Below are 11,189 nucleotides of genomic sequence, written 5' to 3'. Positions count from 1 at the left end.
AGGCAAAGTCACCCAGCCGGTAAAGTCGCCGCCGGGGCCGTTGTGATTGGCCAGCATGTCGGCAGACTTTTCCAGACGTCCCTGCCGGACGGCCAGATAGTCCTGAGGGATAAAAGAAGACAGTTTGGACAAATCAAGCTTTAACATAAAATACTCCTCTTTCACGTTAATCAACGCCACAAAATATTCACCGGGCCTGCCTCCATAGCCGGGCGGCCCCACGATATGTTTGCACAGGATGATTTTTTACTGCTGTTTTGACTCTACTGCCCGGATGAGGCGCAGGATATCCTCCAGGGTCTTCCGGTAATTCTCCTTGGTTTTATGGGCGAACTGTTCAAACGCCACCGCCTGCCGGTCGGTCCCGAACAGGGCGGTCACGCCCAGGTCATAGGCCTCCTCCGCCCCGTCGGCAATGCCGCCCACGATGGCCACCAGAGGGATCTTCCGGGGGTTGGTCCGTCTGGCAATTCCGGAGATGACTTTTCCGTGCACGCTCTGGGAGTCGATGCGTCCCTCGCCCGTAATGACCAGGTCGGCGCCCTCCAGGTGGCGGTCAAATTCCACCATGTCCAGCACCGCCTCGATGCCCGACTTCAGCTCCGCCTTCAGGAAGGCCATACACCCCGCTCCCATGCCGCCGGCAGCGCCGGCGCCGGGGACCTGGCTCAGGGAGAGGCCCAGCTCCCGCTGGAGCGTCTCATCCAGGCTGCGCAGCTGGCCGTCCAGACGCGCCACCATCGCCTCGTCCGCCCCCTTCTGCGGGGCAAACACATAGGCCGCCCCTCTGGGGCCGTACAAGGGATTGTCCACGTCGCACATGACGGTGACCTGAACCTGCTCCAGCAGCTTCCGGGTCTCGGAGACGTCAATGTGGGCGATCTGATCCAGGTTTTCTCCCACCGGGACAAAGCAGGTCCCATCCTCACGGCAGAACTTCGTACCCAGCGCAGCGGCGCAGCCGCAGCCTCCGTCGTTGGTACAGCTGCCTCCCAGACCCAGCAGGATCTCGGTGCAGCCCTGCTCCACCGCATGGCGGATGATCTGGCCCACGCCGTAGGTCGTGGTCTTTTCGGCATTGCGCCGGTCCCCCACCATGGGCAGGCCGGCGGCACTGGCCATCTCCACCACCGCCCGGTGGCCCGAACGGCAGTAGGTGGCCTGGATATCTTCCCCATAGGGGCCGGTGACCTGTACGGTCACTGGCTCAGCATGGATCGCTTCCACAAAGCAATCCACCGTGCCTTCGCCCCCGTCGGCTACCGGGACGGTAACTACCTCACACCCGGGGAAAAACCGGGGAATGGACTGCTGGGCAATGCCGCAGATCTCCAAGCTGGAGAGCGTACCCTTAAAGGAGTCGGAAATGACGATACATTTCTTCATAACGACCTCTTATTTGTTTACCACGTTGATGGGCGCGCCATCAATGTAGGCCTTGGCGTTGGCCACAGCACAGTCCATGATGCGCTGACGGCTCTCCTTGGGGGCCCAGGAGATATGGGGGGTGATGATGCAGTTTTTGGCCTTCAGCAGCGGGTTGTCGCCGTGGATGGGCTCAGTGGACACCACGTCCAGGCCGGCGGCGGCCACCTTGCCGCTGTTCAGAGCGTCGGCCAGGTCCTGCTCCACCACCAGGGGTCCGCGGCTGTTGTTCAGGATGATCACGCCGTCCTTCATCTTGGCGATGTTGTCCTTATTGATGATGCCCTGAGTCTCAGGGAACAGGGGGCAGTGGACCGCGATGACGTCGGACTGAGCCAGAAGGGTATCCAGATCCACGTACTCAGCGATGGCCTTTCCGAAGTCGTTGGGGAAGTTATCATAGGCCAGCACCTTCATGCCCATGGCCTTGGCGATCTTGCCGGTGGTCTGGCCAATGCGGCCGAAGCCGATGATACCCATGGTCTTGCCGTCCAGTTCGATCAGGGGATAGTCCCAATAGCACCAGTCAATGCAATTTTCCCAGTTGCCGGCGTGGACCGACTCGTTGTGGTGGCCGATGTGGTGGCAGATCTCCAGCAGCAGGGCGATGGCGAACTGGCCCACAGAGGCGGTGCCGTAGGTGGGCACGTTGGTGACGGGGATACCCTTTTCCTTGGCGTACACATAGTCGACCACGTTGTAGCCGGTGGCCAGCAGGGAGATAAACTTCATGTTGGGGCAGGCGTCGATCACCTTTTTGGTGATGGGCGTCTTGTTGGTAAAGACGATCTCCGCGTCGCCAATGCGGGCAATGGCCTCGTCCTCGTCGGTCAGGCTGGTGCGGTCATAGACCGTCAGTTCGCCCAGCTTGCCCAGTTCGTCCCAGCTCAGATCGCCGGGATTTTCGGTATATCCGTCCAAAACTACAATTTTCATAGGGAAAACCTCCATTTGTCCATGGGTGCGGCGGACTGTCCCGCCCGGACCGTGCAGTTTATTTCAGTGTAGGGCTGCGAAAGGGATTCTGTCAAGCTCCGGGACGCAAGCCTCCCGAGGCTGTTCAGGGGGAAACCAAAATGAAAGAAAGGACCCGGGCGCGAGCTCGGGTCCTTACCGCGGTTAACCGTTGGGGAACAGGACCGCAATAGGCCCGGTGATGATCTGCGGGAACAGGATGAAGATACAGATGATGCCTACCGTCAGGAACAGCCATGGGACCACCGATTTGATAACCTTTTCCAAGGGCAGGCCCGTTACATTTTCCGCGGCGTACAGGCACACACCCACGGGAGGCGTGATGAGGCCGAAGCTGAGGGTGATGACCAGGAAGACCACGAAGAACAGGGGGCTGACGCCCAGCTGCTTCACCACGGGAAGCAGGATGGGGACCAGGATGTAGATGGCGGCGGTGGCGTCCATGAACATGCCCACGATGATCAGGAAGGCGAACAGGGCGAACATGATGACCAGCCGGTTGTCAGAGATGCCCAGGATGAAGTGGGCCAGCTTGGTGGGCAGACCGTCCAGCTCGAAGATCTGGCCGGCGGGCTTGGCCGCGATGGCGATGAACAGGATGGTGCCGGTCTGGCGGGCGTTCTTGGCAATGATCCGGGGCAGGTCGGACCACTTCAGCCGCTTGTACACATAGATGGAGACCAGCATGGCATAGGCCACGGCGATGCCGGCGCCCTCAGTGGGGGTGTAGATGCCGCTGTACATGCCCACCAGCATGATAACGGGGACCATCAGAGCGGGGACGGCGGAGACGAAGCTCTTGCCCAGCCGCTTGGGGTTGAAGGGGGCCTTCTCGCCGATGCCGGTCACCTTGCAGTGGACGAAGTTGTAGATCATATAGATGAGGCCGATCAGAACGCCGGGGACCATGCCGGCCATCAGGGCCTGGCCGATGGAGACGCTGGCGGTGGAGGCGGCCACGATCATCAGGATGCTGGGGGGAATGACGGAGGCCAGCATACAACCGGCCAGGTTGATGCCCACGCCGTACTCCTTGGGGTAGCCCTTCTTGGCCATGGCGTTGATGCTCATTTTACCAATGGAGGCCACGGCCGCCACGGAGGAACCGGACATGGCGCCGAAGATGATGTTGCACAGGATGGCAACATGGCCCAGACCGCCGTAGATCCAGCCCACACAGGCCTCGGCCAGGTCGTAGATCTTATCGGCGATGCCGCCCTCGTCCATGAGGGAGCCGGCCAGGATAAACAGGGGGACAGCCACCATGACGAAGCTGTTCATGGAGGTGTACATCAGCTGGACCACCATGGTCAGAGGCATATTGCCCATGGTGATCAGGACGATGACGGAGGCGGCGCCCAGAGAGATGGCGATGGGCACGCCCAGGGCCATCAGGCCCAGAAAGATCAACAGCAGCGCTACACTCATTTCTTGTCGCCTCCGATCGCTACCTTATGAGGATACTCCAAAAAGCTCTGAATGGTGCCGATGATGCCAAGCAGACCGCACAGGGGCACACAGATCATGACGGCGCCCATGGGGATGGCGACGGCGGTGGCCATCTCATTGAAGGCGAACTTCTGCATGGTCAGATCAATGCCGTACTTGACCATAAAGCCGAAGAAGCCCAGGGTGACCACATAGTACAGCACCGTGCACAGCATCTGAATGGGACGGGGCAGCAGGTTGACCAGTATCACAACGCGGGAGGACTCAGCCCGGTTAAAGCCGGCCGCCACCGCGAGGAACATCATCCACAGGAAGAAGAAGCGGGTAGTCTCCTCAGTCCAGGTCAGGCGGAAGCCCATCAGGCGGCTGCCGACCTGGAGCAGCACGACGATCAGCAGACAGACCAGGGTGCCGCCGCACAGGATGCTCTCCAGCTTATCAATCACATCAAAGAATTTGCTCAAAGGTGAATGTTTGCGTTCCATTGATTCCCCTCCTAACAGGGTTATTTGTTCTCTTGATTGAAGAACGGATGCGGAAGAGCCGGAGGGGCTCCTCCGCATCCGCGTTGCGCTTCAGGTGATGGAGTTTAAATCGTGTTGAGAGACCTTAGGCCTTGCCGCAGAAGGCGACAGTGGCGTCAAACAGCTCGTCGTTCTTGACCATTTCCTTAAACTTGGGGTACAGGCTCTGAGAGATGGACACAAACTCCTGGAAGCCGTCCTCGGGCAGCTCGTTGTACTCCATGCCGTTATCGGTCAGCAGCTTCAGCATCTCGCCGTCCTTCTCGGCCTGGTAGTCCACGTACCACTGCTGGCACTCCTCGGCGGCCTGCTTCAGGGCGTTCTGCTGATTCTCGGTCAGGCCGTTCAGCTTGTTGGTGTTCATGCCCACGACCCAGGCGTCGGCGATGTGGTTGGTGCCGGAGATGTACTTCTGGACCTCATAGAAGTTGTTGGTAGCGGGCACGTCCACGGGGTTCTCCTGGCCGTCCAGGGTGTTCAGCTGCAGGGCGTTGTAGACCTCGCTGAAGCTCATGGGAGTGGCGTTGGCGCCGCAGGCGGTGAAGAATTCAACATACAGGGAGTTGCTGGGGGTACGCAGGACCATGCCCTCCATGTCGGCAGGAGAGTTAATGGGGGTCTTGCTGTTGGTGACCTGACGGAAGGAACGGGTCCAGCGGCCCATGCAGGTGATGCCCATGCTCTCCACGCTGTTGAACAGATCAACGCCCACATCGCTGTTCAGGTAGTCCTGCAGCTGCTTGGTATCGTCGAAGAGGTAGGGGACGGAGATCACATAGAAGCTGGGATCGAAGCTGGCGTACAGGGAGGCGGCCAGGATCACGATGTCCAGAGAGCCGTTGCCCACGGAGGAGATGGCGGCGTTGCCGTCACCGCCGTACAGGGAGCCGTTGGGATACACGGTCAGCTCGAGGCTGCCGCCGGAATATTCCTCTACACGGGCCTTGAACTCCTGGGCGGCGGCGTAGATGTAGGAATTATCAGCATCGGGCACGCTGACGTTCAGGGAAACCTTGGGGTCGGAGGAGGCGGCGGAGGTAGTTCCGGAGGTGTTGCCGCTGGTGGCGGTGCTGTCGTTGGTGGAGCCGCCGGCGCAGCCGACCATGGAGAGGGTCAGCGCCAGAGCCAGCATCATGCTGAGACACTTTTTCATTTCGATTACTCCTTTTTCTTTTTTATTCTACCTTATGATTCGGCACGGTCACTCAATGCCGAGATTCACCTTATAAAGCTCCTTCACGCTGGGGTAGAGGCCGGTATAGACCTGATATCGGCGGTCGTAGACTTCCTTGTGCTGGTCGTTGTGTTTGATTTCCATGTACACGCTCTTCTCCACCTTGGCGGAGGCCTCATACACGTCCCGGAATACTCCGATGCCCACACCTGCCAGCAGGGCGGCGCCCACGGGGGCCATATCGTTCATATCCAGCACGGTGATGTCCCGGCCGGTGATATCGGCCTTGATCTGGGCCCAGACCTTGCTCTTGGCGCCGCCTCCGATGGAGGAGAACTTTGTCAGCTTCTGGCCGGTGACCTTCTCCACCATCTCGATGAGCTGGCGCAGGCCGTAGGCACAGCCCTCCAGCACCGCCCGGTTCATCTCCCGGCGGGTGGTCTTGAGAGACAGGCCGAAGAACACGCCTCTGGCGTAAGGGTCCCACACGGGGCTGCGCTCTCCCATCATGTAGGGGAGGAACACCAGTCCGTCGGCCCCCGGCTCGGCCTGGTCGGCGTCGTCGTTCATGAGCATCATGCCCTGCTTGCCAGTGACGGAGGGGTAGTCCTTGTAGTCCTGGTAGAAGTTGTCGTACATCCACTGGTAGGAGGACCCTGTATGGGACATGGCCCCCTGGTAGATCCAGGCCCCGTCCACCACATGGCGGCGGTTGATGAAGTTGGGTGAGAACTTGGGCTCCTCCACGCAGACGGTAAGCACATTGGTGGTACCCACCGACTCGCACACGTCGCCCTGCTTCACCACGCCGGCAGCCAGGGTGGCGCAGGCGGTGTCGCCGCCGCCGATGACGATCTTGGTCTCGGGGGACAGGCCCATGGCCAGCAGCACCGGGTGGGTCAGGGTGCCCACCACATCGGTGGACTTGACCAGCGGGGGCAGCTTGTTGATGTCGATGCCGATCTTTTCACAGATCTCCTCCGACCACACCCCACGTCCCGTCGTCTCGTACAGCAGGGTGTAGGAGGCGTTGGAGTGGTCAATGGCAAAGTTGCCCGACAGCATCACGGCCATCAGGGTGTTCACATGGCCGAAATACCGGGTCTTTTCGTAGATCTCAGGCAGGTTGCGCTTGATCCACAGCATGGAGGTGCCGGACATGGCGCCGGCCATGGGGCTGTTGGCGGTAATCTCAAACAGCCGCTGGGTCCCGATGGTCTGACGGAAGATCTCGGCCTCCTGGGTGCTGCGCCGGTCGGAGTAGATAATGGGATCTACCAGGACGTGGCCCTCAGCGTCAAAGGCGGCCAGGCCGGGGCACAGGCTGGACATACCGATGGCCTTGATCTTCGACGGATCTACCTTGTGCTTGCTGATCAGCGCCCCGACACAGCCGGTAAAGGCGTTCCACATGTCGGCCGTGTCGATCTGGATGGAGACCTGATTGGGGTTGATAAGACGATATGTAGCGCTCTCCTGGGCCACGAATCTGGCTTCCTGGTCAATGACGGTGACCTTGATGCTGGAGGTACCCACATCCACACCCAGGAGATAAATCTCTTCCATGGTGATCCCTCCTCAATCTCGTGGTATGCGGAGATCAGAACTGGTCGTAGTTCTTGTCGTTCTCCAGCTGAGCCAGCAGCTCCTTGGTCTCCTTGACGGAGTAGCCGTGGTGGATCAGGTAACGCAGAGCCACGACCAGAGCGGTGACATCGGGATAGTCCCAAACAAAGCGGCCCATGGTGACGCCGCCCACGCCGCAGTCCATCGCCTCACGGGTGATGGTCAGGAAGTGGTTCAGCTTGCCCTCGGCGTCGAGGCCCGCGGGAGCGTCGCCGCCCTGGATCACAACGCGGAAGCCGCTGGGAACGGTGGACAAAGCCTTGGCCATGGCGTCGGGGTTGCCGCAGTAGGTGGTCTTCACGATGTCCATGCCCATCTCGCAGGCGGAACGGATGCAGTAAGCGATGTTCTCCCAGGAGGTCCGCTGGTCAACAGGAACGCTCTCGCCCTTGGGGTACACATGGCCGATCAGGGGCATACCCTTCTGCATACACTCGGCGGCGAAGCGGCCGATGGTCTCGAACTGAACGCCCTGATAGGTGCCCAGAGTCATAGCGCCCATGGAAACGCCGGAAGCACCCAGAGAAATGGCCTCATCCACGTTGCCGAACACGATGTCCTGGGTGGGGGCCACGGGGCTGTAGTTGGAGATCTTGCAGAGGATGGCCACGTCGCGGTTCTTCTCCGCGTCCCAGCACTGATTCAGGATGCCGGGGGTGACGGTCATGGCGTCGGGCTTGCCGGCGACGATCTTGTCGATGGTGGACTGGATGCTGTGCAGGCCGGTCATGGGAGCGATGCCGCGGGAGATGGCATGGTCCACGGTGATGGCCATCATCTTGTTGCTCACGGGGTTTACCATGCGGGACATGCGTACTTTCTTACCAAGACCAATATTGCTCATTGTAAATACTTCCTTTCACAACTTTTCAAAGCTTTATAAGAGGTTCAGCGTCAAGGGGGAAGCTTACGGTTCGATAATGACCTTCAGGCCGGTGCCAGCGACGCACACGTCGTAGGCCTGCTGGAACTCGTCGATCTTGAAGTGGTGGGTAACGATCTTGTCGGCGTCGATCTTGCCGCTCTTGATCATCTCGGCGGCAGCCAGATAATCCTCCAGCTTGTAGGCGGTGCTGCCGTTGACGTTGATCTCGTTGTAGTGGATGGTGTTGACCTCGATGGTGGACTCACCGGTTCCGGCGAAGCCGGCGAACAGATTCACGGTGCCGCCGCGCTTGCACAGCTTCAAAGTGGAGTTCACCAGAGCGGGTACGCCGATGGCCATCACGATAACATCCATACCCTGGCCGTTGGTCTCGCGGTTGACGATCGCGGCCAGATCCTCCTTGGTGGGATCGACCACCAGGTCGGCGCCCAGCTCAGCGGCGATCTTCCGGCGGGACTCGTTGGGCTCGCTGACGATGACCTTGCGGGCTCCGGCGATCTTGGACAGCTGCAGGTGGAACAGGCCGATGGGACCGGCGCCCACGATCAGCACGTCATCGTTGAAGCCGGTGCCGGCATTCTTCAGGCCGCGGATGCAGCAGGACAGAGGCTCGATCAGCGCGCCGGCCTGGAAGGACACATGCTCAGGAAGCTTGACCACGTTGCCGTTTTCAATGCAGATCGCGGGGATGCGGATGTACTCCTCAAAGCCGCCATCAAACTCATAGCCGATGGCCTTGCGGTCCAGGCAGGCGTTGGTGCGGCCCCGCAGACAGCTGCTGCAGTGGTGGCAGGGGATGACGTTGGCGACAGCCACCTTCTCACCCACTTCATAGCCTTTCACGTCTGCGCCCACCTCGGCGATGATGCCGCAGAACTCATGGCCGATGACGGAGGGGTAACGGACGCCCTTGGTCTTTTTGCCGGTGAGGATCCGCATGTCGGTGCCACAGATGGCGGCGGCCTTCATTTCCAGCAGGATCTCGTCGCGGCCGATCTCGGGCTTGGCAATCTCAGCGGGGGCGAACTGATTGGGACCGGAAAGAATAACTGCTCTCATGAAAATCTCCTTCTTCCTTGTTTGGGTGTGGTGTTGACAGTTACCTCCAGCCGCTAAGAACGGGCTGAAAACCGGGGGGAGCTGCCTTCTGATGTGATAGTAGCATATCCGTAGAATAATTTCAATATTGAAATTTAATTTTGGATGGTTGTCAGAAAAAGCGCTTCCGTTTTTGTGAAAAACAACAGTATATACGGCATTTAGATGACGAAAAACTGCACATCGTTTAATTTTTAACTAGTATGCGTAGTAGATTTTCTACAGATTAAGGGCGAAAAGCAAGATACCATACGGTATCTCAAACGTTGATATTCCAGCCCTGCCCCAGCATCTTACACTTTGTTGTCCGACGTAGCGGCCCGCGTTTTATAGATGGCTTGAAATGCCTGGTCATAGTCCTGAAAGGCGATGATGGCAATCAGACTATCCATGACGGCCAGTTGAGCCAACCGCGTGCTGGCGGATTCCGAACGGAAGATGGTCTCTTCACTGATGGTCATGATGGTATAGTCAGCAATTTTAGACAATCTGTTTTTGCCCTCTGCGGTCAGACCCACAACGGTAGCACCGCAGGATTTGCCCAGTTCGGCAGCACGGAGCACATGGAGGTTATTGCCGGAGTGGGAGACGGCGAAAAGAACATCGCCCGGTCCCAGCAAGGAGGCCTCCATCAATTGAACATCCTTATCCTCCACAGCGCAGACATGAACGCCGATCTTCAAGAACTTGTGGTGGGCGTCCTTCGCCACGATCATGCTGCCGCCTGTACCGGCAAATACGATACGGCGGGCTTCGCAAAGGACTTGGGCCACACGCTTCATTTTTTCCATATCCAGTGCCTGAATCGTGCGCTGAAGGGCGGTGATCTCAGTGGCGAAAATCTTTTGGCAGATCTGCTCCGGATTATCGTCTTTCTGCAGCTTGGGGTGGTACTGCTGTCCGGAGGGTATGGTCTCCATTGCCGCGCGGATCTTAAATTCTTGAAACCCCTTATACCCCAAGCTTTTACAAAATCTGACCATGGAGGCGTCACTGACGCCGATCAGCTCGGCCAGCTCCAAAAGGTTGCAGTGCAGCACCTTATCCAGGTTTTCTTTGATATAGAGAGCGATCTTGCGTTCGGTGACAGTAGCAGTTTGACTGTCACATTTTGCAACGATCCTGTTGATACAGCTCTCGTTCTCCATAAATATCAATACCTCCTATCCAACATTGTTTTTTGTGTTCATGCTTTCATCAGAATTCTCGCGCGCGATGCCGTCCCGTTTTACACAGATAGCCGCAAGCGGCAAAGCCGTCAACGGATCGCATATCCCGCAATCTTTCACGCGCTTACGCGCCATAAAGCCTCACATGGTTTTACACCAAAATCAGACCTTATCCCACAATGAGCGATCTCACCGTTGGGCTTGTCGACACCGTTCCTACAAGGTCTGGCGTCAATGGTTCCATCTTTTGTAATTTTCATTCTAACATCGAACATTCGGCGGTGCAACTACATTTTCCCAGGCAGCGCCCGGCCGTCCTGCCTCCGGAGCAGCAGTCTTCCCTCTTATCTTCAGTTTTCCAGCCCACGCCGGTCAAGAACGCAGACGCAGGGCAGCGTTCCAACCAAGTGTGACTGCAAAACAAAAACCCTTGAAGCCTTACAGCTTCAAGGGTTTGTTCTGGTGGACGATACAGGACTTGAACCTGTGACCTCCCGCACGTCAAGCGGATGCTCTACCAGCTGAGCTAATCGTCCGAACAGCATGGATTATTATATCTGCTCTTCGTCGTTTTGTCAACACTTTTTTCACATTTCTTTTAAAAAAAAGATTTTTCTTTTCCCGGCCAATTTCTTGAAATTTTAAATGAAACAGGGCGGAAACTATGCTATAATTTTCATAGTCAAATCCCATTCTCTTATCAGGAGGATTCTTTTATGTTAAAGCTTGATTTGTCCAAACTGTCTTCTTTTATCCCTCAGGACTATCTGGCCGCCCGGCAGGGACGTCTGGAAAAGGCCGCCGACATGCTGGCCAATCACAACGGCCCCGGCGGCGACTTTACCGGCTGGGTCACGCTGCCC

At 58.1% G+C, this 11,189-nt stretch carries 9 protein-coding genes and 1 tRNA gene; all 10 read right to left on the bottom strand.

Going from position 1 to position 11,189, the window contains the following annotated elements:
• Positions 1–246: 246 nt before the first annotated feature.
• Positions 247–1,386 (bottom strand): glycerate kinase family protein, encoded by a 1,140-nt coding sequence (locus I6E39_RS10620; protein ID WP_235381557.1) that lies wholly within the window; start codon positions 1,384–1,386, stop codon positions 247–249.
• A 9-nt stretch (positions 1,387–1,395) separates the two neighbouring features.
• Complete coding sequence (locus I6E39_RS10615; RefSeq protein WP_235381556.1) at positions 1,396–2,361, bottom strand: D-2-hydroxyacid dehydrogenase; 966 nt, start codon at positions 2,359–2,361, stop codon at positions 1,396–1,398.
• 183 nt (positions 2,362–2,544) lie between these two features.
• Positions 2,545–3,828: a TRAP transporter large permease gene (locus tag I6E39_RS10610; protein WP_235381555.1), complete on the bottom strand. Its 1,284-nt coding sequence runs from the start codon at positions 3,826–3,828 to the stop codon at positions 2,545–2,547.
• The gene (locus I6E39_RS10605; protein ID WP_235381554.1) at positions 3,825–4,334 is read right to left on the bottom strand and encodes a TRAP transporter small permease; all 510 of its coding nucleotides are present in this window, start codon (positions 4,332–4,334) and stop codon (positions 3,825–3,827) included. Before I6E39_RS10605 ends, I6E39_RS10610 begins: the two co-directional genes overlap by 4 nt.
• 124 nt (positions 4,335–4,458) lie before the next feature.
• Complete coding sequence (locus I6E39_RS10600; protein ID WP_235381553.1) at positions 4,459–5,526, bottom strand: DctP family TRAP transporter solute-binding subunit; 1,068 nt, start codon at positions 5,524–5,526, stop codon at positions 4,459–4,461.
• Between the two features lie 48 nt (positions 5,527–5,574).
• A complete protein-coding gene (locus tag I6E39_RS10595) occupies positions 5,575–7,113 on the bottom strand; it encodes a xylulokinase (protein WP_235381552.1) in 1,539 nt (512 codons plus the stop codon).
• Between the two features lie 34 nt (positions 7,114–7,147).
• Entirely contained in the window at positions 7,148–8,017 is an 870-nt protein-coding gene (locus I6E39_RS10590; RefSeq protein ID WP_235381551.1) for a class I fructose-bisphosphate aldolase, read from the bottom strand.
• Positions 8,018–8,080: 63 nt separating this feature from the next.
• On the bottom strand, positions 8,081–9,118 hold the full coding sequence (locus I6E39_RS10585) for a zinc-binding dehydrogenase (protein WP_235381550.1): 1,038 nt from the start codon (positions 9,116–9,118) through the stop codon (positions 8,081–8,083).
• 332 nt (positions 9,119–9,450) lie between these two features.
• Complete coding sequence (locus tag I6E39_RS10580; protein ID WP_235381549.1) at positions 9,451–10,305, bottom strand: MurR/RpiR family transcriptional regulator; 855 nt, start codon at positions 10,303–10,305, stop codon at positions 9,451–9,453.
• Between the two features lie 481 nt (positions 10,306–10,786).
• Positions 10,787–10,862, bottom strand: a tRNA-Val gene (locus tag I6E39_RS10575).
• Positions 10,863–11,189 lie beyond the last annotated feature (327 nt).

The sequence above is a fragment of the Pseudoflavonifractor phocaeensis genome, from assembly GCF_021531375.1.
In the GTDB taxonomy this organism is placed as follows: domain Bacteria; phylum Bacillota; class Clostridia; order Oscillospirales; family Oscillospiraceae; genus Lawsonibacter; species Lawsonibacter phocaeensis_B.
This window is presented reverse-complemented; position numbering and strand designations above follow the sequence as displayed.

Bases quoted from the DNA above. Each gene is read 5' to 3' on its own strand.
- I6E39_RS10590 (WP_235381551.1), bottom strand. From the start codon at position 8,017: ATGAGCAATATTGGTCTTGGTAAGAAAGTACGCATGTCCCGCATGGTA.
- I6E39_RS10600 (WP_235381553.1), bottom strand. From the start codon at position 5,526: ATGAAAAAGTGTCTCAGCATGATGCTGGCTCTGGCGCTGACCCTCTCC.
- I6E39_RS10620 (WP_235381557.1), bottom strand. From the start codon at position 1,386: ATGAAGAAATGTATCGTCATTTCCGACTCCTTTAAGGGTACGCTCTCC.
- I6E39_RS10610 (WP_235381555.1), bottom strand. From the start codon at position 3,828: ATGAGTGTAGCGCTGCTGTTGATCTTTCTGGGCCTGATGGCCCTGGGC.
- I6E39_RS10595 (WP_235381552.1), bottom strand. From the start codon at position 7,113: ATGGAAGAGATTTATCTCCTGGGTGTGGATGTGGGTACCTCCAGCATC.
- I6E39_RS10615 (WP_235381556.1), bottom strand. From the start codon at position 2,361: ATGAAAATTGTAGTTTTGGACGGATATACCGAAAATCCCGGCGATCTG.
- I6E39_RS10585 (WP_235381550.1), bottom strand. From the start codon at position 9,118: ATGAGAGCAGTTATTCTTTCCGGTCCCAATCAGTTCGCCCCCGCTGAG.
- I6E39_RS10580 (WP_235381549.1), bottom strand. From the start codon at position 10,305: ATGGAGAACGAGAGCTGTATCAACAGGATCGTTGCAAAATGTGACAGT.
- I6E39_RS10605 (WP_235381554.1), bottom strand. From the start codon at position 4,334: ATGGAACGCAAACATTCACCTTTGAGCAAATTCTTTGATGTGATTGAT.